Below are 22,459 nucleotides of genomic sequence, written 5' to 3' on the forward strand. Positions count from 1 at the left end.
CCCATGGATCGCACCGCTGAGTTGATTCGCAGATCACAGGACGGAGATAAAGAGGCAAGAGAGACACTGATACAGGAAAATATGGGACTTGTCCACCATGTGGTCCGTCGTTTTCTGGGGAGAGGAGCGGAGGCCGAGGATTTGACCCAGATCGGGGCTATCGGTCTGATGAAGGCTATCGAGCGCTTTGATCTGAGCTATGAGGTCCGGTTCTCTACCTATGCGGTACCGATGATAGCCGGGGAAATCAGGCGGTTTCTCCGGGATGACAGTATCATTAAGGTGAGCCGCTCCTTAAAGGAGCTGGCTGTGAGGGCCGCAAGACTTCGGGAAGAGCTTCTGATGGAGCAGGGCGGGGAGCCGGGGCTTGAGGAGCTGGCAGCCAGGCTCAGAGTGGAGCCGGAGGAGCTGGCCCAGGCCTATGACAGCTGCAGTGAGGTGGAATCCCTGCACAAAATTATTTACCAGGGAGACGGCGAGGGCGTGAGCCTCATGGATCGGGTGGAGGAGAAAAAGGACGAACAGGAAGCGATGCTCACGCGGATGCTGGTCCGCCAGCTTCTGGACACGCTGGAGCCGAAGGAGCGGCGGCTGATTGTGCTCCGGTTCTTTTGCGATAAGACTCAGGCTCAGGTGGCAGGGGAGCTGGGGATGACCCAGGTGCAAGTGTCCAGACTGGAAAAAAAGATTCTTACGGCTCTGAAAAAGCGGGCCGGATAGAGAAAAATATGGAAAAATCGCAAAAAACCGTAAAAAAAACTTGAAATCTGCCATTTGACGGGCTATAATGTCCCCAGAAACAACGGAGTTTCAGAAAGGTAAGGATCTATCTTTCTGGAACTCCTTTTTTTATTCAAGGAGGAGCATATTATGAAAAACAGATTATTCGCACTGACCGCAGCCGCTGTACTGGCTGTATCCCTGACAGCCTGTGGATCCAAGACAGAGGAGCCCGCAGCAGCAGACACCAAGGCAGAAGCTGCGGAGGAGACAGCTTCCGCAGATACCACAGGAGAGAAGAAGGTTCTGAAGGTAGCCATGGAGTGCGGCTACGCGCCCTACAACTGGACCCAGCCGGATGATTCCAACGGAGCCGTTCCCATTAATGACAGTTCCGATTACGCATATGGTTACGATGTCATGATGGCAAAGAAGATTGCGGACGAGCTTGGCTATGAGCTGCAGATCGTAAAGCTTGACTGGGATTCCCTGGTACCGGCTGTTCAGTCCGGAACGGTAGACTGCGTGATCGCAGGCCAGTCCATTACATCTGACCGTCTGGAAATGGTAGATTTCTCTACCCCGTACTACTATGCATCTGTAGTCAGCCTGGTAAAGGCCGACGGACCGCTGGCAGATGCTAAGGGTATTTCTGATTTCGAGGGCGCTACCTGTACTTCCCAGCTGGGAACTATCTGGTATGATGTGTGCCTGCCGCAGCTCAAGGACGCGAACATCCAGCCTGCACAGGAATCCGCACCGGCTATGCTGGTAGCTCTGGAGAGTGGACGTACCGATCTGGTCGTAACCGACATGCCGACCGCAAAGGCGGCCTGCGTAGCTTACCCGGATCTGAAGCTTCTGGACTTCACGGATACAGATGATGATTTCGCGGTATCCGACGAGGAGATCAATATTGGAATCTCTGTACAGAAGGGTAACACCGAGCTCCTGGACGGTATCAACAGCGTACTGGCTACGATGACCGTTGACGATTTCAACAGCATGATGGACGAAGCTATCTCCGTACAGCCGCTGTCTGAGTAAAGTAAAAATATGGAAAAATGAAAGGGCGTAAATACGCCCTTTCGCGAAATTTACAGAGAAAAGTTTGGCGTAACTGTGAGCGTATGAAGCAGTTACATTTTTAGGAAAATAAAAGGGAGCTGTGAACATAAGATGTCCATATCAAATATGAGTTTTCTGGGGAGAATCGGATACCTGCTTCAGCGCTACGGTGCTTCTTATCTGAAGGGAGCTGGAACGACGCTGGTGATTGCTCTGGTATCCACGGCCATTGGCTGTCTGATTGGCTTTGTGGTCGGCGTAGTGCAGACTATTCCGGTGGATAAGAAGCGCGACAGTGCCGCGAAGCGAGGGCTTCTGCGGGTGGTGAAAATCATCCTGAAGGCCTACGTGGAGCTGTTCCGCGGTACGCCCATGATCGTGCAGGCAGTATTTATCTACTACGGCCTGTCTCAGGTATTTAATATTCAGCTGGGAATGTGGTCCGCCGCGTTTCTGGTGGTATCCATTAACACGGGAGCCTATATGGCGGAGTCCGTCCGGGGCGGTATCATTTCCGTGGATCCCGGTCAGATGGAGGGCGCCAAGGCCATCGGTATGACTCATGTGCAGGCTATGAAAAATGTCATCCTGCCCCAGGCCATCCGCAATATTATGCCGCAGATAGGCAACAACCTGATTATCAACATTAAGGATACGTCTGTATTGTCTGTTATCAGTATTGTAGACCTGTTCTTCGTACATAAGAGTGTGGCGGGCGCGTTGTATACCTATTTTGAGTCTGCGACCATCGTCATGGCTATATATCTGACCATGACCCTGGTGACTTCGAGACTCTTACTTCTGGTGGAGAAAAGGATGGACGGCGACGCCAATTACGAGCTGGTAGATACCATGGATATCGGCAATCAGCTTCGTACAGTCCGGGAAAATGACGGAGAAGGGAGACGCGGATAATGAGTGAGAAAGAACGGATTCTGCAGGTTTCCCATCTGCAAAAGAGCTTTGGAAATCATGCAGTGCTGAAGGATATTGATTTTGAGGTATGTAAAGGGGATGTGGTGTCCATTATCGGCGCTTCCGGTTCCGGTAAGTCTACCATGCTCCGCTGCATCAATCTTCTGGAGGAGCCGGGAGGAGGCGCGATTCTGTTTCACGGACAGGATATCACGGATCCGAAGGTGAATGTGCCGGCTTATCGTGCCAAGGTGGGTATGGTGTTCCAGAATTTCAACCTGTTTAATAATATGACGGTGCTGGAAAATTGTATTGTCGGGCAGGTGAAGGTGGCGAAGAAGAAGCCGGAGGAGGCCCGGGAGAGTGCGATTCGGTATCTGCGACAGGTAGGCATGGAGCCTTTTCTGAATGCCAAGCCCCGGCAGCTGTCGGGCGGTCAGAAGCAGCGTGTGGCCATCGCCCGGGCCCTGGCTATGGAGCCGGAGGTACTGCTCTTTGACGAGCCGACTTCTGCGCTGGACCCCCAGATGGTGGGCGAGGTCTTAAGCGTCATGGAGGATCTGGCGAAGCAGGGGCTGACCATGTTGGTGGTGACCCATGAGATGGCTTTCGCGCGGGATGTATCGACCCATGTGATCTATATGTCCGAGGGCGTTATCGAGGAAGAAGGGACGCCGGAGCGGATCTTCGGGGCGCCGGAGAGTGAGAAGACGAAGGAGTTTTTGGCGCGGTTCCGGAATGCGAGTATTTGAAAAGTGAATATATAACGGACGAAAGACGGGGCTGGAATTGTCATTTGTGATTGGCGACGATTCCAGCCCCGCTTTTTGGTGGAGCGAAGATGTATAATTTTTTATGAATGAAGCACACTATTTTTCAGAAATGGAATTCGAAAAAGGAGGTGTGCTCCCATGAATCATACGAAGTATCGGGTATGGCTGTGGGTGTTGCTGCTGGTGCTGGTGACGGCGGGGATGGCATGGTATATGCTGGCGCGGGAGAAGGAGGAGCCGGTGACGGACGGGACGCTGGTCTACCGGACGGTGCAGGAGGAGCTGGCGTGAGTATCGGAAAGCAGGCGCTGATGGCGGTGACGGGCTTAAGCGCGGGGGTTGGCGTGGCGGGAGGCCTGTTTGCGCTGATGATAGCGCTGGGACTGGTGTCGGAGTTTGCGGATCAGACCCGCACAGCCCGGTATATTTTCTGGTATGAGGATGCAATTTCCGTGGGGGCTATTCTTGGCAATATAATCAGCGTGTATCAGACGGTACTGCCGCTGGGACAGGCCGGTGCCGGTATTTTCGGCCTGTTTTCCGGAATTTTTGTGGGAGCTTGGGCCATGGCGCTGACAGAGATTGTGAATATTGTTCCGATTTTTACCAGACGGATGGATCTACGCAGAGGGCTTGGGCTGATGATCGCGTCCATGGCGGCGGGACGGACGGTTGGGTCGTTTCTGTACTATTATTTCCGATTTTAGGAGGAAAAACAGTTATGAAAGAATTGGTAACTATTCAGGACAGCCCGAAGCATAAGCTGCTGAGGGCGTATGACAGTGATTTGAGAGTGCAAAATCCCATCGGCGAAGCCCGGGAAACCCGGCGGCAGCAGCCGGACGAGGCGGAGAAGCAGCAGTATAACCAGTATGTGAAGGATGTGACGCCCACCCATGAGCTTAGCAGCCAGATGGCGAAGGCCTTTGTGACAGGCGGAATTATCTGCTGCATGGGGCAGTGGATTATCAATTATGCCCTGAATGTAGGTCTTGATAAGGAGACAGCCGGCAGCTGGTGCTCGTTGATCCTGGTGCTCCTAAGCGCTGTGCTGACAGGCTTTAATATCTTCCCTTCCATTGCCAAATGGGGCGGCGCAGGTGCTCTGGTTCCCATTACCGGCTTCGCCAACAGCGTGGCGGCCCCGGCCATCGAGTACCAGAAGGAGGGCCAGGTCTTCGGCATCGGCTGCAAGATTTTCACCATCGCCGGGCCGGTAATTCTATATGGCATTTTTACCAGCTGGATGCTGGGGTTAGGATACTGGGTATTGAAAATACTTGGAATACTATAGAATACCTATTGACAAAGTAGGTTAATAAAGGTATGATAGCAAAAAAGCAGTGTAGATGCTCCACAGCTTTCCACTGCAAAGTGGCAACCAATGAGGAAAGGCAGGAATTTTCGAATGAATTACGGCATCTATAGTATTCTCCCGTCTCTGGCAGCCATCATCCTGGCTCTGGTGACCAAAAATGTATTTATTGCGCTTTTTATCGCATTGCTTCTGGGCAATTTTATCCTGAATCCCAATGTGGTCGGCGTGCTGGTCAGCACCAAGGATATGATGGTGGACGTGTTTTCCAGCCACTCCAGCACCTCGATTATCTTCATTCTGCTGATGCTGGGCGGGCTCTTCTATCTGATTGAAAAGGCGGGCGGCTTAAAGGGCTTCACCCACTTTATGATTGCGAAGCGCAGCGTGGTCAAGTCCCGCATCGGCGCGGAGTTGTTTACCTGGCTTATCGGCGTGCTGATGTTCCTGGACGGAACCATGAGCGTTATGATCACCGGAGCCATCGCAAGACCATTTACCAAGGCCTTCAAAATCTCTCCGGAGAAGACGGCGTGGATCGTGCATTCTACGGCGACGCCCATGTCTATTCTGATTCCGATCGCGGCCTACGGTCCGTATATCGCCAGTTTTATTGAAGCGCAGGGCGTGGCGGATCCGACCTCTGTGATGATTCGAAGCATTGGATTTAATTTCTACTGTATTCTGGCTGTTGTGGGCGTGGCTGTATTTACCCTGTTACATATTGAGTACGGCCCTATGAAGAAGGCGGAGGAAGCCTACATGAACGCTGCGGACGCGGACGCAGACGCGCTGAATGGCGAGGTGGAGCATCCGGGTACCGGCAAGGCCCGCTATCTGGTGGTGCCGCTGGCGATTATGATTGGCTTCGCGCTGGTTTACTTCTTTACAGCAGGCGACAGTGAGACTGGACTGATCCTGGGTATTTTCTTCGGAAGCCTGTATCTGATGTTGGATCTGGCTATCCACAAGGTTATGAAATTTGGCGAGACTCTGGACGTCTTTTTCCAGGGCTGCGGAAGCATGACCGGCATCGTGGCTATCATGGTATTTGCCTACGCCCTCAGCAACCTTCTGGGTGAGCTTGGAACCGCGGAGTTTCTGTCTGGCGTGCTGGTACAGCTCATTTCTCCGATGGTATTTACGGCCCTTGCATTTATCGCCACTTGCCTGCTTTCCTTCTCTACGGGAACCAGCGCGGGAAGCATCGCGATTATGATGCCGGTGCTGCTGCCCATGGCACTGACGCTGAACGTGCCGGTGGCGCTGATTACCGGAGCCATCGCAGGCGGCGCGGTATTTGGAGATCACACTTCTCCGATTTCCGATACGACGGTTATGACCTGCTCTTCCTGTGATTGTGACGTGGTGTCTCATGTGAAGACACAGTTGCCATATTCGCTGACTTTTGCGGCGATTGCGGTTGTGATTTATCTGGTGCTTGGATTCGTAATGTAGTCCGCCAGATGGTGCGTGCATATCTGCAGGATATGTGGTATCATGAGTTCATAAAGATGAAAGAGATTCAGGTATGAGCGGAAAAATATATGATTTTGACACCACCATTTCCCGCATCGGGCACAACAGCGCGAAATGGGGCGAGGAATATATCGGAAGCGGCAGTGACATGCTGCTTCCGTTTTGGGTGGCGGACACGGATTTTCCGGCGCCCGATGAGGTAAATGAGGCCTTGCGGGCCTGCGTGGATCACGGCATTTACGGCTATGTGCGTCCGTCCGCGTCCTGTCTTCAGGCGGCGGCTTCCTGGCAGCTGCGGCGGCATGGCTTCCAGGCACAGCCGGAGTGGATTACCGTGACGCCGGGCATCGACTGCGCTATGGCGACGGCGGTGCAGGCCTTTACGGAGCCGGGGGACAAGGTTCTCATCAATACGCCGATTTACGATCCGTTTTTTGAGGTGATCGAGAAAAATGACCGAGAGACCGTGGACAGTCCCATGGAGCTTCGGGATGGCCGGTATGAATTCAACTGGGCGGATTTCGAGGAAAAGGTCCGTGACTGCCGGATATGGATGTTCTGCAATCCCCAGAACCCGGAGGGGCGCTGCTTTACAGAGGAAGAGCTTCGAAAAGCCGGGGAAATCTGCGGGAAATACGGAGTACTGATGCTGTCGGATGAGATTCATGGTGATATTGTGTACGACGGCAGAAAGCATATTCCGCTGGCGTCCCTGTCGAAGGAATTCTGCGGGCGGACGATTACCTGCACCTCGCCCAGCAAGACTTTCAGCGTGGCAGGCACGGCAGCTTCTGTGATCTTCATAGAAAATGAGACACTGCGGGAGCGGTTTCGCACGGCGCTGGCCAAGAATTCGCCGGGAGTTGGCTGCCTGAGCCTGGTGGCCATGGAAGCGGCGTACACATACGGGGATTCCTATGCGGATCAGCTGGTGGCATACTTACAGGGCAATCGGGACTATCTTCTGGATTATCTGAAGACTTATTTGCCGCAGATTCACCCCATTTTCCCGGAGGCCATGTTTCTGGTCTGGCTGGACTGCAGTGGGCTGGGATTTACGGCAGAGGAATTACCGGGCTTTTTTCAGAAGGCCGGTGTGCGGCTGTCCATGGGCGATGCCTACCGGGAGCGGAGCGGACAGTTTGTACGGCTGAATTTCGGCTGTGCCAGGGCGACCCTTACGGCAGGTCTGGAGCGCATCCGAAAAGCAGCAGAGAGACTTACAAGGGATAACTAGATGGAAGAAATCAAACGGACGATTTGTGATATCTGCTGCCCGTCCTTTCACTGTGGCATCGATGCCTATGTGAGGGACGGGCAGATTGTGAAAATAGAAGGAACAGCGGAGCATCCCCAGAACCACGGGCTTCTCTGCGCCAAGGGGCTGTCGGCCAGGCAGTATGTGTACCGAAAGGACCGGATTCAGACGCCGCTTCTTCGGGTGGGCGAACGGGGCAGCGGGAAATTTCGGTCCATCAGCTGGGAGGAGGCCTACCGCCGTATTGCGGAACAGCTTCTGAAGATCCGGGCGGAGAGCGGCCCCGAAGCAGTCGTATTTTTCTCCGGTTATACCAAATGGTATCGCCCCTGGCTGCACCGCCTTGCCAATGAGTTTGGCACGCCTAACTACATGACGGAGTCCGGCAGCTGTATGTTTTCCACCTTTCTGCAATGGCTGACCGTGACCGGCAATGTGATGTGCAAGCCGGATGTGGAGCGGGCGGGCGTGTTTCTGGGCTGGGCCTATAACCCCTATTATTCCCGGAATCTGGCGGCGGCCGGGGTAGAAGCGGCGAAAAAGCAGGGCATGAAGGTGATCATCGTGGATTCCCGGATTACGCCCGCGTCCTTGAGGCTTGCGGATCTGCATCTGCGTCCTCATCCCGGCACGGACGGGGCGCTGGCGCTGGGATTGGCCCATGAGCTGATGGAACATGGCTGGTATGACCGGGAATATGTATCAAAATATGTCTACGGCTTTTCGGAGTATGCGGCCTATGTAAAGGAATTTACACCGGAGAAGGTGGAGCGTCTGACCGGTGTGCCTGCCGGGCAGGTGGTAGAGGCAGCGAAACTCATTGGACAGAATCTGCCCCTTGCAATCAATGAGAGCGCCGCGCCCATCGCCCATCACAGGAATGGGTTCCAGAGCTATCGGGCGATTATGGCCCTGTCGGCCATTACCGGCTCTTTTGACCGGCCGGGTGGGCAGATTCCGGTGCAATTCAGTTATAATTATCAGGCAGCAGGCTTTTCCACCCGGGAAAAGGAATTCGCCGGGAAAGCGAATGAAAAGCTGGATCGGCCGCCGGTGGGCGGTGAGAAATATCCGCTGTGGCATGCGTTGATTGACGAGGCACAGTTTACGGATCTGGCGAGACAGATCCGGGAGGAGAAGCCCTATAAGCTTCGGGCGCTGGTGGGCTTCGGTTTGAACCACCGGATAGCGCCGGGCAGCGACCGGCTGGCGGAAGCGTTGAAGACGCTGGATTTCCTGGTGGATACGGATCTGTTTTTGACGGATACGGCGAAGCTTTGCGATATCGTGCTGCCGGTCTGCACTTCCTTTGAGCGCAGTGAGCTGAAGGCCTGGGGTGGCGGTTATCTGACGGTGACGCAGCCGGTGATTGAGCCGTTGTATGAGTCCAGGTCAGACGTCCGGATTATCTGCGACCTGGCCCGGGAAATAGGGCTTTCGGACGAGCTCCTGACTGCAGGGCCGGAAGCCTGTATCCGGTATCTGATTTCCGATTTGCCCGTGTCCTACAAGGAGCTTCTGACGGAAGAACTTCCGGTGAAGGTGCCGGGGGCAAAACCGCCTGTGCCCGGGAGCATGCTTTCACAGGGCTTCCCGACGGCCAGCGGAAAATTCGAGCTATATTCTCTGGAAATAGAAAAGCTCAGGAAGAAGTATCCAGATTGTGGATTGGACTGCCTGCCGGTCTACCGGGAGCCAAGCGATGAGTCCGAGCGTGAAAAGTATCCGTTTACCCTGTGCTCAGGTCCCCGGCTGCCCGGCGCGCTGCATTCCAGACTGCACGGAGTCCCCTGGGCCAGATCCCTCAGGCCGGAGCCCATGGCGGATCTGAATCCGGCGGACGCGGAAGCACTTGATTTGCAGCAGGGGAATGAGATGGAAGTGTATACAGCCTTTGGCTGCATCAGTCTGAAGGCGAACCTGACCCATATGGCGGATGCGGGCACAGTGTATATCTATCACGGCTATCCGGAAGTGGACGTAAATACCCTGTTGGATCCGGAAAACGTGGATCCCTATTCCGGCTTTCCGGCCTTTCGCAGCAGCCGGGTGGGCATACGAAAGAAGGTGCGGTGAATGAGCGCGAAAACCATCCGGTTCGACCGGAGCAAATGCACGGCCTGCTGTGCCTGCGCCATGGCCTGCATGGATGAGAAAAATACGGACGTGGAGCAGGGCGAGCGGGCGTTCCGCCAGGTGTATACCGAGGAAGTGTGCCGGGACGGTCAGGTAAGCTTCCGGTTCCATTCGGATTCCTGTATCCATTGCCGGGTACCGGCCTGTGTGACTGCCTGTGAGCCCGGCTGCCTGTACAAAGATACAGAGAGCGGCCTGGTACTTTATGATACAGCAATCTGCGACGGCTGCGGCCAGTGCCTGAACGCCTGCCGTATGGGGGCCATTTCCCTGGACCGTCACGGCAAAATCCAGAAATGCGACGGCTGCATCGAGCGCCAGCGCGCCGGCAAAATCCCGGCCTGCGTGCGGGTGTGCCCGACCGGGGCGCTGTATATGGAAGAATAAATCAGATATTTATAATTTTTCAGAAATTAGAATTTGAATTTTTTATGTAATAGGAAAACCGATTGGAAATCCCTATTACATAAAAACCCTTTGGGTAGGGCTTTATTTTATTTATAGTAATTGTCTTTCAGTATCAAGAACATCTACTCTTTCTATTATTCTTATTTTTACTCTGTTCTTTTAGAAAGATTTGTTGTCTGTATAGAATTATCCTGACTGGTTAAAAATAACTGGAGAGTATGATATACGGAGGCATCCCCATGAGCGAAATCCTATACGTAAAACCCGAAAAAAACGTCCGCACCTACAACCGCGTCCTGACCCTGGGCGAAGCTGTGGAAATGCAGTGCGCGGATCCGACTATCGTGAACCGTCTGAAGACCGAGAAGCTCTACGCCTTTCAGGAGGTGAAGCCGGGACGACGCTCCTGTGCCGGTCGCACGGTCATTTCCATTCTGGATGTGGTAGAGAAAATCCAGGCCGTTTACCCGAACCTGGAGATCCAAAATCTGGGAGAAATGGATTTCGTGGCGGAATATTCTACGAAGCCGAGGGAAAATAAGCTGTGGACCTTCCTGAAGGTAAGTCTGGTCTGTATCTTATGCTTCTTCGGATCCGCATTTTCCATCATGGCCTTCAACAACGACGTCTCCACCGTCGAGCTGTTCCGTCAGTTCTACACACTCCTGACCGGCCAGCCCTCGGACGGCTACACCATCCTGGAATTCACCTACTCTTTAGGCCTGGCCGTGGGCATCCTGGCCTTCTTTAACCACCTGGGCGGCCGCCGCCTCACCAAAGAGCCCACCCCTATCGAGGTGGAAATGCGCCTCTACGAGGACGACGTGGACACCACCCTCATCAAAACGGCGGCGCGGAATGGGAAGCATAAGAAAAAAAATCTGTTATAAATGTACTATTTTCTGCCCTCCCGCATAAAATAATCGTGTTCGGAGAAAATAATTTCCAAATAAGAAAGCAAAAAAGGAACACGGAGGTGCGGACATACATGAATACGATTGTAGGAAAACAGAGCATCTGCTTCCAGAGACCGCCGCAGATCGTGAGCGCGGCCAGCGTGGTGGGAAAGAAGGAGAGCGAGGGGCCGCTGGGGGCTCTTTTTGATGAGGCGGAGCCGGATCCGATGGCGGGACAGGCTACCTGGGAGGAGGCCGAGAGCGCGCTGCAGAAGCGGGCGGCGCAGCTGGCAATGCGGAAAGCGGCGGAGCTGCCGGGACCGGGTGTGCCGCCGGTGCGGTATCTTTTTTCCGGCGATCTGCTGGGACAGCTCATTGCCACCTCTTTCGGCGTGATGGATCTGAAGCTGCCTTTGTTCGGTCTGTACGGGGCCTGCTCGACCATAGGGGAGGCGCTGATGCTGGGAGCCATGACCGTACAGGGCGGTTATTCTGAGGCCGTTCTGGCGCTGACCTCCAGCCACTTCGGCAGTGCGGAGAAGCAGTTTCGGTTTCCGCTTGGGTACGGCGGCCAGCGTCCCTTATCGGCTACCTGGACCGTCACCGGCAGCGGAGCCTTTGTACTGTCCGGGAGTGGCGGACACGCGAAAATTACCGGAGCCACGCCGGGCAAGGTCATCGACTACGGCGTGAAGGATTCCATGAACATGGGAGCCTGCATGGCTCCGGCGGCCTGCGATACCATCTGTGCGCATCTTGCGGACTTCGGGCGGAAGCCGGAGGACTACGACGCCATTGTAACCGGTGATCTGGGAAATGTGGGGCAGAAGATTCTGATTGATTTGGCTGCCGAGCGGGGGTACGATATTTCCGCCCGGCATCAGGATTGCGGAATACTGATCTTCGATCCGGAGAAGCAGGACACCCACTCCGGCGGCAGCGGCTGCGCCTGCTCGGCGGTGACTTTGGCGGCGTATCTGCTGCCTAAAATTGAAAGCGGCGAGTGGAAGCGGATGCTTTTCGTGCCCACCGGCGCGCTACTTTCCACGGTCAGCTTTAATGAGGGGCAGAGCGTACCGGGCATCGCCCACGCGGTGGTGATAGAACATTGCTAGAAGCAGCGGGATATTCGAAAGCATACTCATATTTCGATTAAGGAGATGAATTTTATGGACTACGTAAAAGCATTTCTTATCGGTGGCCTCATCTGCGCCCTGGTCCAGATCCTGATGGAAAAGACGAAGATGATGCCGGGCAGGATTATGGTACTGCTGGTCTGCACCGGCGCGGTACTGGGCGCTGTCGGCGTCTATGAACCCTTCCAGAGGTTCGCGGGTGCAGGCGCTTCGGTTCCTCTGCTGGGCTTCGGCAACGTCCTCTGGAAGGGCGTCAAAGAGGCCGTGGATGCAGATGGATTTTTAGGAATCTTTAAAGGCGGCTTCAAAGCCAGCGCCGTGGGCATCAGCGCGGCCCTGGTATTCGGCTACCTGGCCAGTCTGATCTTTCAGCCGAAGATGAAGAAATGAAAGGGAAAGGGAAATAAACGTAATTTCTTGCCTTTTTCTGCGCAAACTGCTATACTTGTGATATTTGCAGTAAGAAAATCAGTATATGCAGTATTCTTAATAAAAGAAAGCACAGAAAGGGGCAGCCCAGTTGAAAAAGATAGCGGTTGTGACGGACAGTAACAGTGGTATTACGCAGGAAGAAGCACAGAAGATGGGAATCCATGTGCTGCCGATGCCTTTTACAATTGATGGAAATGAATATTTTGAAGGAATCAATCTGACACAGGAAGAGTTTTACGAGAAGCTGAAAGGAGATGCGGATATCGCGACCTCCCAGCCGTCTCCCCACGCGATCCTGAAGCTTTGGGACGAGCTTCTAAAGGAGTATGACGAGATCGTACAGATTCCCATGTCCAGCGGCCTGTCAGGCTCCTGCCAGACAGCGGCAGCGCTGGCGGCGGATTATGAAGACAGAGTATTTGTAGTCAATAACCACCGGATTTCTGTTACCCAGAGACGTTCCGTGGACACAGCCCTTGCCATGGTGAAGGATGGAAAAAGCGGTCAGGAGATCAAAGATTTCCTGGAAGAAACCGGAAAGAATTCCAGCATCTACATCACCGTAGCCACTTTAAAATACCTGAAAAAAGGCGGCCGTCTGACCCCGGCAGTAGCGGCTATCGGGACCATGCTCCGTCTGAAGCCGGTGCTGACCATCCAGGGCGAGAAGCTGGACAGCTGCGCCAAGGCCCGCACCATGCACCAGGCCAAGCAGCTGATGATTGATCATATCCGGGAGGACATTGAGACCCGTTTCGGCGGCGTGGCGGCCCATAAGGTTCACATGGATATCGCGCACACCAACAACGAGGCGGAAGCACTGAAATTCCGCGACGAGGTGGAGGCCGCATTCCCGGGATACGAGGTCGGGTTTATGGATCCGCTGTCCTTAAGCGTATCCTGTCATATCGGCGACGGTGCGCTGGCGCTGGCTATTACAGAAATTACAGAATAAAAGTATGTTACACCCGGAGAAATGGCGAATTTCTCCGGGTGTTTTGCTTTGACAAGCATACAGCCCTGTGATACACTAAAGCTTAAGAATGTGCGGAAATAACTGAGGTGAATATCGTTGGATAAATATGAATTTCAGATAAAGACAGAACAGTTGGAAAAGCAGCTGGACAGGAAAAATTATGAGACGGCGGCGAAGATTGCGGACTCCATCGACTGGAGAAAGGTCCGCAATGTGGGCCTTTTGATGGAAGTGGCGGAAGCCTACGAATATACGGAACGTTTTGAGGACTGCTATGAGATTTTGAATATTGCTTATGACTGCGCGCCCATTGGCCGTATGATTGTATACAAGATGGCGGAGGTCGCGGTCAGGATGGAAGATTACAATGAGGCGGTGGAGCTTTACAAGGAGTTCGTGAAGATTGCGCCCCATGATCTGGGCAGATATGTGTTGAAGTATAAGATTTACAAGGGCAGAGGCGCGGCGCTGGAGGATCAGATCGCGATTCTGGAGGAGTATAAGAGCCGGGAATATCAGGAGCAGTGGGCTTACGAGCTGGCGGAGCTTTATTATCAGGACGGTCAGCTTTCCAAGTGTGTGGAGGAGTGCGACGACCTGATTCTGTGGTTCAGCGAGGGCGAGTATGTGCGCAAGGCCATGGAGCTGAAGAGGAAGATTCAGCCGCTGACTGCTTCCCAGGAGGAAAAGTACCGCCAGATGGTGGGCGAGGAGCGCGCCCGGTCCATCGAGATCAAGACGGTCAATATGGAAGACAAGTTCAATACCGTGAACCTGCAGGCGGCGTTGGCTGCAGGCGTGCAGGATTATATCGAGGAAGAGAGCCATCAGGAGGAGCAGGCGGAGGAACTGACGCCGGAGGAGCCGAAAGCGGAAGCACCGCAGGCAGACGCGGTTCCGCAAGAAGCTCCGGAGGTGAGGGAGGCACAGCAGTTTGAGGATCTGGATCCGGATAAACTTCTGCGGGAGAAGAAAGAGCCTTCAGAGCCTGTCAGGCCTTCGGGATTTCTGGGACAGACGGATACCGGACAGATTACCTTCGATCCGGACGAGAGTGTCGTAGAGAAACAGATCACCGGCCAGATGAGCATCGAAGACGTGCTGAGCAGCTGGGAAGAGAAGAAGCGGGAGACCGAGGCAGCCATCGCCGAGGCAGCGAAGCGTGATGAAGCACGGAAAAAAGAGCGGGAGCGCCTGCGTGCCACCGGACAGCTTCCGGATTTGAATATCGAAGTAAAGCAGACTGTGCCGGAAGAGGTACTACGTCTGATTGAGGAGATCGAGGGGCGGTATCCCTATAAGGTGCATGTGGATCCCATTGAGCGGAGCGCCGCGCCGCGGCAGACTGTGCCGGAAGCAAAGGCAGCAGCGGAGCCAAAGCCGGAAGTAACCGTTGTGGAGAAAGCTGAGCCGGAGAAACCGGTGGAAACGGAAAAAGAGCCGCAGGAGATTCTGGAGATTCTGGAGGCACCGTCAGAAGCTGAAACTGAGGAGAAATCCGAGGGATCTGTCGAGACAGTGAAAGAGCCGCAGGAGATCCTGGAGATTCTGGAAGCGCCGTCAGAGGCGGATACAAAAAATGAGCAGACGAGAACAATAGCAGAAGCCCCCATGACTGAAACAGAGGAGACAGAGCCGGAGGAGCAGCCGCAGACGGAAGAGGAGACAGAAACTCCGACAGCAGAAGCAGAGCCGGAGCCGCAGACCGAAGAGCCGGAACCGGTAGAAGCTGAGTCCGTCTCCCCCATGCTGGACGACCTGGAAAAGGATCTGGAAGAGACCGTAGCGACCCTGCCTTCCGGCCAGCTTTCCGAGGAGCAGAAGAAGCTGTTTGCGTATTTCACATCCGTGCGTGGCATGAACCAGCAGCTGGCGGCGCTTCTGGAAGAAGATCGCATGCGCAAGGAGCGCCGGGAGGATTCCCTTCTGGGCAATATCGTTATTACCGGTGAGAGTGGTAACGGCAAGACCACGTTGGCAGCCGATATCGTAAAGGCCCTGCAGAAGCAGCGCCGCATTAAGGGCGCGAAGATGGCCAAGGTTCCGGCTGACAATCTGAACGGCAAGAATGTATCCGGCGTCATCCAGAAGCTGGGCGGCGGAGCATTGCTGATCGAAAAGGCAGGCGCGCTGAAGACCGAGACAGCTGTACAGCTGTCCCATGCCATGACCCGCAGGACCGGCGGTCTTCTGGTTATTCTGGAGGATGAAAAAGATGAGATCCGTAAGCTGTTTATCCGCTGCGAGAGCCTAGGCGCCAAGTTCACCCGCACCATTGACATTCCGGTATTTACCAACAAAGAGCTGGTAGCCTTTGGCGAGTCCTACGCGCTGGAGCAGGAATGCGTTCTGGACGAGATGGCCGTGCTGGCCCTCTACAACCGGATTGGCAACAATCAGACCAGCGATCATCTGGTGAATGTGGCCGAGGTCAAGGAGATGGTAGATGAAGCTATTGACCGGGGCGGTAAGAAAGGACTTTTTGGCAAGGTGAAGAAGAGCAGACTGGATGAGTTTGGTCATACCATTTTGCTGGAAAAGGATTTTGAGATTTAAAATGAGACATACAAATGATTTGGGAAAGGATCCGATATTCCCGCTGGTGCTGCGGCTTGCGATTCCCACCATGCTGGCACAGTTTGTAAGCGTCCTGTATTCCATCGTGGATCGAATGTACATCGGCGCAGGCGTGGGAAGTCTGGCATTGGCTGGAGTGGGCGTCTGCGCGCCGATTGTTACGCTTCTTTCCTCCTTCGCGTCCCTGATCGGCCTGGGCGGTTCACCGATTATGGCCATGCGGATGGGAGCGGGGGATAAGCGGGAGGCCCAGAAGATTCTGAATAACAGCTTTTTTATGCTGCTGGTGACGTCAGTGCTTCTGACCTTTGGTTTTCTGGCCCTAAAAGAAAAATTTCTGATGTGGTTTGGCGCGAGTCAGGCCACATTTCCTTATGCGAATACCTATGTGACCATCTATACGTTAGGAACCGTATTTGCGTTGTTATCCACGGGCATGAACAGCTTTCTGATTGCCCAGGGCTTTTCCGGCCTGGGTATGGTGACCGTCATGCTGGGAGCCGTACTCAATATTGTTCTGGATCCGGTCTTTATCTTCGGCTTTCATATGGGAGTGGCCGGCGCGGCTGTTGCGACAGTTTTGTCCCAGCTTGCTTCCGCCGTCTTTGTGCTGGTGAGCCTGCGGGGAAAAAGAATGCCCATAAGACTTGGCTGGGGCGGCTTTGCCAAACAGACGATGCGGAAAATCATAAGCTTCGGATTTTCTCCGTTTTTGATTATCGCCAGCGACAGTATCCTGCTGATTGTGCTGAATACGGTGCTGCAGCGCTACGGAGGTCCGGGCGAGGGCGATATTCTGGTTACTTGCGCCACCATTGTGCAGAGCTACCTTCTGCTCATTACCATGCCCATGAGCGGCATTACCCTGGGCAGTCAGCCGGTGGTCAGCTTTAATTATGGCAGGGGTGATGCGGGACGGATTCGAAAAGCCATTTGGTGCATCACCGGACTCTGCGTGCTCTTCTGCAGCCTGATGATGGTGTTTACTTACACCCTGTCGCCCTTTTATGTGGGAATGTTTACGAAGGACGCGGCGATCCGCCTGCGCTCCGTGCGTTATATCAAGATATTTACAGCTATGATTGTGCCCCTGGCGGTACAGTATCCGCTGGTGGATGAGACGACGGCTCTCGGCCATGTAAGGCGGGCGCTGTTCTGTTCAGCCTTCCGGAAGCTGATTTATTTTTCCGGACTGCTTTTACTTCCCAGGCTGGTATCCGCAGAGGCGGCCTTTTTCTCAGAGCCCATTGCGGATATTCTGGCCGCCACCATGACGACGGTTCTGTTTTTAAAAACCTTCCCGGGGATTGTGAGGGAAACAGAAATGAGACCTGAATTTAAAGAATAGAGTGTTCATACAGTGGTCAATAGCGTAAAGAACAGATGAATAATGTGCAAAAAAAGTCTGATGTGTGGAAAACAGGTTACACATCGGATTTTTTTTGTGTAATTTTTTATACTTATCTTACCGAACAGGAAATATCAGAAAATGATTTAACAAAAGAAAGAGGAGGTTCATATGTACAATTTTGACGTGGAAGATTATATGCTGCAGGGGCGGAAGGCTGTGGCTAGCAGAAATGACTGTGAGGTAATGGCAGAAACATTACATAAGAGAGGTTATTCCAACATTGTATTGATGGGTGTGGGAGGCACAACTGCAAAATTTATGTCTCTTCAGAAGATGATAGATGACTATTCAGATGTGGAAACCCTGATTGTGCCTGCAGGTGAGATACTGGCATCAGGAGGAAGCCGAAGACTGACAAAGAATTCTTTGGTTATAACCGGAAGCAAATCCGGAGATACAAAAGAAGTGGTAGAAGCTGTCAAGAAGCTGAAGGAGGCAGGAATTGAGACCTGTTCTATTACAGGAAACGCAGATACGCCGCTTGCTCAGGTATCCACTTATAATGTGTACTGTGACGCGAAAAATCTCGTAAATATGTATCTGCCGTTTTACTATTTCCTGTTTAAATTGTTGGAACTGAGAGGAGATTTTCCGGACTATCAGGAGTTTGCAGATGAGATTGACACGAATCTACACAGATTCCTGGTAAAAACAGCAGAGGAGTTTGATCCGAGAGCAAAGGAATGGGCGCATAGATATCATAAGGAACCGTATCAGGTCTGGGTAGGATCTGGAGAGGTCTGGGGAGATGTGTATATGTTTACCATGTGCGTACTGGAAGAAATGCAGTGGATTCCGACAAAGTGTGTGACATCTCCGGAATTTTTCCATGGCACACTGGAACTTTATGATGAGGATACCCTGTTTGTGTTGGTAAAGGGGACAGGCAAGTACAGAATGCTGGATGAAAGGGTGGAAAAATTTCTGAAGAAAGTAGAAGGCAAGCATATCGTTTTGGATCTTGCAGATTTCAGTTTAAAGGAAAGTGGAATAAAAGAAAAATATTCCCCGCTGGTAGACGCACTCATTATGGAAACAGTGACCACAAACAGACTGGCTGCCTGGATGGAATATTATACCGGACATAATGCAAACTTCCGCAGATATTATAGGCAGTTTGAATACTAAAAAAAGTATGTTATATTTTTCATAGAAATCCGGTAGATAATGGTAATGCTTGAAAAAGGGAGAACGCTATGGAAAATAAAACAAGAGAATTGCTGATCGAAGAGATTCGGTCAGCAACTCTCGAATATTTAAAGCATGGGGAAAAAACGGCAACTGCAGAAATTATAGGAAAAAAGCTAAATGTATCCAGATCTGTCATTTCTAAATATTTAAATGAAATGTCGAAAAACGGTCAATTGATTAAGGTGTTGAGTCGACCGGTGTTATTTCTGGAGAAACAGGCAATAAATCTGGAGATAGGCGTGCCACTTGTACAGGAAGAGTTTTTAAGTGTGGCGGAACTGGATGCATGCCTTGCAAAATGCAGGAAAAATGGTAAAGATTTTGACAATGTAATAGGAAATGATGGTTCTTTGAAAGAAGTGATCCGGAGACTGAAGGCAGCAGTAAAATATCCAGCGGTTAATGGACTGGCAGTGTTTATACAGGGAAGAGAAGGAAGCGGAAAGAGCTTTCTTATTACATGTCTGGGAGAATATCTTCAAGAGAAAGTACAATTTATTCATTGTATGCATAAGAAAGAAGAGATGCATGAGATACTTTTCGGAAATGAAAGAGAGACAGGCTGTCTGCAAAATCTGGACCGGGAAATTTTAGTTCTGTGCGATGCGGAATATCTTCCTGTAGAAGAGCAGGATGAAATAGCTATTTTTCTGGAAAATGATTACCAGTTTCGAAAAAACGGAAAATTGTATAAAAGCGACGTAAGATTATTATTTTCCACGTCTTCTGTTTCTGAAAAAGAATTTACGGATCGTTTCTTGAACGCAATCCCTATGCGAATTGACGTACCAGAGCTTTCAGAGAGACCATTAAAGGAAAAGGAACAGCTGGTACAATTCTTTTTCCGACGGGAGGAAATAAAGCTTCAAAGAGAAATTTGCCTTTCCAATCTGGTATATCATGTGTTACTGAAACATGAATACATACAGAATATTAATGGATTGCGGGATACGATCCAGACCGTTTGCGCAACTGCGAATGTAGACAGGGAAAACAGCAAAGACATAGTATCTATATACACAAAACATTTGCCTGAGGCACTGCTCTCGGAGATTCAGAATACAGTCTATGAAGAGAAAAAAATACTTTCCCTGAAGGAATTCAGTCAAAACTCTCAAAAAGACGTGGTAATAGAAGCATATGAAGCGATTCGGGAAAGCTTCAAACAGATGAAACAAAGAGAAGTTTCAGTCAATGATTTTCTGAAATACGCATTAAAAGCAATGAATCAGTGTAGCGATCATATTATTTTTGAAAAACGTCCGGATAACAAAAGAAGGGATTCAGTACGTCAGATAGTTCGAAATATAGCGGCTGTTATCCAGGATAAATTGAATGTGGTTATTCAGGGAAGTTGTATAGAGGTGTTGGCTGCACTGGCTTATAAAAAAATGTATCTGGATACCAATCAACAGAAATGGGAGGAAGAGAACAATCAGGATATAGAAGAAATTCTGGATTTTCTTCGAGACGAATTTCCAGAGGAAACACGAATTTCGGAACGGTTGATGGAATTGTTGGATAAGGTTCTGGATTTGAATGAATGCGGTATGGATACCATTTTTCTCGTTCTGAATCTGTATTTTTATAAGCCTGGAGAGTATAGAAAAAAGACAATGGGGCTGATTGTAGCACATGGCTACGCAACAGCCAGTTCCATAGCAGACTGTGTGAATCGATTGTTGGAATCTTATGTGTTTGATGCCATCGACATGCCGCTTGATGTAGAAGCATGTGAAATTGCAGAGCATGTGCAAAAGTATATTCGTGAATACGCAATGGCTGATAATCTGATACTCCTGGTCGACATGGGCTCCCTGGAGGAGATGGTCAAGGAACTTCAGTTTCAGGGAACGATGCAACTTGGAATTGTGAATAATGTGTCGACCCGCACAGCTTTGGATATTGGCAACAGGATAGTATGCTATGAAAATATGGAGGAGATTTTGAAAGAATCCTGTAAAAACAGCAGCTGTACGTATAGAATTCTTGTGGGTCAGAAAAAAAAGGACGCAATTCTATTTACCACAGAGGCGGGAGAACATGCGACAGAACGTGTGCTTCGTTTGTTTGAAAAAAGTATTCCGAAAAGAATAGATGTAAAGCTGATTGCCTGTGATAAAGATGTGATATTACTTGAAAAAGATAGAAATCCGATTTTACAGGAATATAATCCGTTGTTTATTGTTAGCACGATGGAAAATCAGGGCGCAGAGGTTCCACAGGTTCTGCTGGAGGACGTAGTTGCATTTCAGGATTTTGATATGTTAAAACAAATTTTGCGGCGATACTTCAATGAGAAAGAACTGGAAGTTTTTAATCAGAATTTACTTACTAATTTTTCACTGGAGAATGTGATTGAAAATATCACCATATTGAATCCCAATGTACTGATGGACTTTATTAAACAGGCTATACGAAATCTGGAGTATCAGTATCATTTGAACTTGAATGGAAAGACACAGGTTGCGCTCTATATTCATACCTGTTGTATGGTGGAGCGGTTGGTTACAAAAGTTTATTGCGATACGCATTTTGGACTGGAAAACTTTATTGAGAAGCAAAAGGAGTTCATACGGATATTTAAGAACAGTTTCCGGGAAGTAGAGGAACATTATCATATAGAAATACCAGTGGGTGAAATCGCTTATATCTATGATTATATTCAAAATGGGAATCAGAAAGGGACGAAAAATGAATAAAACAATGGAAGAATATATTCAGGAAGCCCCGGATAGCATTCGTAACAATATAGAACGAAGAAGCTTTCTTACCAGTGGACTTTCTGAAAAAATAGCAGAGAGCGGATGTCATGAAATCTGTATGGTAGCTTCCGGGTCTTCCTACAATGCAGCCCTGTGTGCACTGGAAGGAATGAAAGCCATGAGTGGGATGAAAATTCGCATCATTACTCCATTTTACTTTCTGGAATATGAAGAAAGCAACACAGAGACTTGTTATCTTTTGATATCACAGAGTGGTTACAGCACAAACATTCTGAAAGCGCTGGACGATGCTGAAAGACGACAGATTTGTTGGTATGGGATTACAGGTCATACAGAATCCGATATGGGACTTTATAGAGAGAAAATATATGATTACGGACTGGGAGAAGAGACGGTTGGCTATGTGACAAAAGGAGTTGTTCTTCTGAGCTTATTTTTATTTCTTCTGGCGATTCAACTGGGAGAGCGGAAAAAGAATTTAAGTAAAACTGCAGAAGAGTGGTACAGGCATCTGTCTCTGTGTGCCAGGTATTCCGAGAAAATGTTTTCCTATACAAAAGATTTGTATGAAAAGCACAGAAAAGAATTTCTATCCATGCAGACTGTTATTTTATGTGGAGGAGGAGCAGCATGGGGAACGGTATGCGAAGGAGCTTTAAAATTAAGTGAGACGCTCAGAATCCCCTGTATTTGCTGTGATCCGGAAGAATTTTTGCATGGACCGTATTATCAGATAACCCCTAATTATACAATTTTTCTGGTGGGAGATAAAAAATCGGAGTTTGAAAGGATGCGCGCGATAGCAAATGGATGTCGAGAGGTAACGGAGCATGTATTTACGGTCGGGTTTGAGGAAAAGGAGGCAGAGTTTTGTAAAGAAGAGATAGCATGGCAAATAAAGCCACTATACCAATTGGTTTTCTTTCAGGAAATTGCGTATCTGGCCAGTGAAGAACTTGACAGTAAAAGATTACATCCATTGGCAAAGGGAATGAAAAAATGGGTTCAGGCAAAATCGGAAAATTATAAAAGAGGCAGGTAA

20 protein-coding genes are annotated in these 22,459 nt (G+C 50.8%); all 20 read left to right on the top strand.

All coding sequences use genetic code 11. The features are described from left to right. Window positions 1–3 precede the first annotated feature (3 nt). The 20 genes from ACESZP_RS07940 to ACESZP_RS08035 all read left to right on the top strand — a co-directional run bounded on the left by ACESZP_RS07940 (window position 4) and on the right by ACESZP_RS08035 (window position 22,459). On the top strand, window positions 4–720 hold the full coding sequence (locus ACESZP_RS07940) for a SigB/SigF/SigG family RNA polymerase sigma factor (RefSeq protein ID WP_178038361.1): 717 nt from the start codon (window positions 4–6) through the stop codon (window positions 718–720). Window positions 721–870: 150 nt separating this feature from the next. Further along, a complete protein-coding gene (locus ACESZP_RS07945; RefSeq protein WP_499708685.1) occupies window positions 871–1,767 on the top strand; it encodes a transporter substrate-binding domain-containing protein in 897 nt (298 codons plus the stop codon). Window positions 1,768–1,914: 147 nt separating this feature from the next. Beyond that, a complete protein-coding gene (locus ACESZP_RS07950) occupies window positions 1,915–2,703 on the top strand; it encodes an amino acid ABC transporter permease (RefSeq protein WP_499708687.1) in 789 nt (262 codons plus the stop codon). Continuing rightward, window positions 2,703–3,455: an amino acid ABC transporter ATP-binding protein gene (locus tag ACESZP_RS07955; protein ID WP_499708689.1), complete on the top strand. Its 753-nt coding sequence runs from the start codon at window positions 2,703–2,705 to the stop codon at window positions 3,453–3,455. The genes ACESZP_RS07950 and ACESZP_RS07955 overlap by 1 nt, the downstream gene beginning before the upstream one ends. A gap of 159 nt (window positions 3,456–3,614) precedes the next feature. Then, window positions 3,615–3,767 carry a hypothetical protein gene (locus ACESZP_RS07960; RefSeq protein ID WP_349164794.1) on the top strand — a complete coding sequence of 51 codons (153 nt, stop codon included), beginning with the start codon at window positions 3,615–3,617 and terminating at the stop codon, window positions 3,765–3,767. Then, window positions 3,764–4,183 (top strand): stage V sporulation protein AB, encoded by a 420-nt coding sequence (locus tag ACESZP_RS07965; RefSeq protein WP_499708691.1) that lies wholly within the window; start codon window positions 3,764–3,766, stop codon window positions 4,181–4,183. The genes ACESZP_RS07960 and ACESZP_RS07965 overlap by 4 nt, the downstream gene beginning before the upstream one ends. Window positions 4,184–4,281: 98 nt before the next feature. Then, window positions 4,282–4,770, top strand: a complete 489-nt coding sequence (locus tag ACESZP_RS07970; RefSeq protein ID WP_499708749.1) for a SpoVA/SpoVAEb family sporulation membrane protein — start codon at window positions 4,282–4,284, stop codon at window positions 4,768–4,770. Between the two features lie 114 nt (window positions 4,771–4,884). Further along, complete coding sequence (locus ACESZP_RS07975) at window positions 4,885–6,249, top strand: Na+/H+ antiporter NhaC family protein (protein ID WP_499708692.1); 1,365 nt, start codon at window positions 4,885–4,887, stop codon at window positions 6,247–6,249. A gap of 73 nt (window positions 6,250–6,322) precedes the next feature. Beyond that, window positions 6,323–7,507 carry a MalY/PatB family protein gene (locus ACESZP_RS07980; protein WP_499708693.1) on the top strand — a complete coding sequence of 395 codons (1,185 nt, stop codon included), beginning with the start codon at window positions 6,323–6,325 and terminating at the stop codon, window positions 7,505–7,507. Beyond that, window positions 7,508–9,604 (top strand): molybdopterin-containing oxidoreductase family protein, encoded by a 2,097-nt coding sequence (locus ACESZP_RS07985; RefSeq protein ID WP_499708694.1) that lies wholly within the window; start codon window positions 7,508–7,510, stop codon window positions 9,602–9,604. Further along, the gene (locus tag ACESZP_RS07990; RefSeq protein ID WP_499708695.1) at window positions 9,605–10,051 is read left to right on the top strand and encodes a 4Fe-4S dicluster domain-containing protein; all 447 of its coding nucleotides are present in this window, start codon (window positions 9,605–9,607) and stop codon (window positions 10,049–10,051) included. Between the two features lie 260 nt (window positions 10,052–10,311). Then, the gene (locus tag ACESZP_RS07995) at window positions 10,312–10,962 is read left to right on the top strand and encodes a stage V sporulation protein AA (protein WP_499708696.1); all 651 of its coding nucleotides are present in this window, start codon (window positions 10,312–10,314) and stop codon (window positions 10,960–10,962) included. Between the two features lie 98 nt (window positions 10,963–11,060). Beyond that, on the top strand, window positions 11,061–12,083 hold the full coding sequence (locus ACESZP_RS08000) for a stage V sporulation protein AD (RefSeq protein WP_499708697.1): 1,023 nt from the start codon (window positions 11,061–11,063) through the stop codon (window positions 12,081–12,083). 54 nt (window positions 12,084–12,137) lie between these two features. Beyond that, a complete protein-coding gene (locus tag ACESZP_RS08005; RefSeq protein WP_178038351.1) occupies window positions 12,138–12,494 on the top strand; it encodes a SpoVA/SpoVAEb family sporulation membrane protein in 357 nt (118 codons plus the stop codon). 130 nt (window positions 12,495–12,624) lie between these two features. Then, window positions 12,625–13,491, top strand: coding sequence for a DegV family protein (locus ACESZP_RS08010; protein ID WP_499708698.1), 867 nt, complete (start codon window positions 12,625–12,627; stop codon window positions 13,489–13,491). Between the two features lie 117 nt (window positions 13,492–13,608). Beyond that, window positions 13,609–16,068, top strand: coding sequence for a hypothetical protein (locus ACESZP_RS08015; RefSeq protein ID WP_499708699.1), 2,460 nt, complete (start codon window positions 13,609–13,611; stop codon window positions 16,066–16,068). A gap of 1 nt (window position 16,069) precedes the next feature. After that, window positions 16,070–17,437, top strand: a complete 1,368-nt coding sequence (locus ACESZP_RS08020; protein ID WP_499708700.1) for an MATE family efflux transporter — start codon at window positions 16,070–16,072, stop codon at window positions 17,435–17,437. 171 nt (window positions 17,438–17,608) lie between these two features. Continuing rightward, entirely contained in the window at window positions 17,609–18,628 is a 1,020-nt protein-coding gene (locus tag ACESZP_RS08025) for an SIS domain-containing protein (RefSeq protein ID WP_178038347.1), read from the top strand. Window positions 18,629–18,696: 68 nt separating this feature from the next. After that, on the top strand, window positions 18,697–21,393 hold the full coding sequence (locus ACESZP_RS08030; protein WP_178038346.1) for a PRD domain-containing protein: 2,697 nt from the start codon (window positions 18,697–18,699) through the stop codon (window positions 21,391–21,393). Beyond that, a complete protein-coding gene (locus ACESZP_RS08035; protein ID WP_499708701.1) occupies window positions 21,386–22,459 on the top strand; it encodes an SIS domain-containing protein in 1,074 nt (357 codons plus the stop codon). Before ACESZP_RS08030 ends, ACESZP_RS08035 begins: the two co-directional genes overlap by 8 nt.

The organism is Candidatus Dorea massiliensis AP6 (assembly GCF_964245105.1).
In the GTDB taxonomy this organism is placed as follows: Bacteria; Bacillota; Clostridia; order Lachnospirales; family Lachnospiraceae; genus Laedolimicola; species Laedolimicola intestinihominis.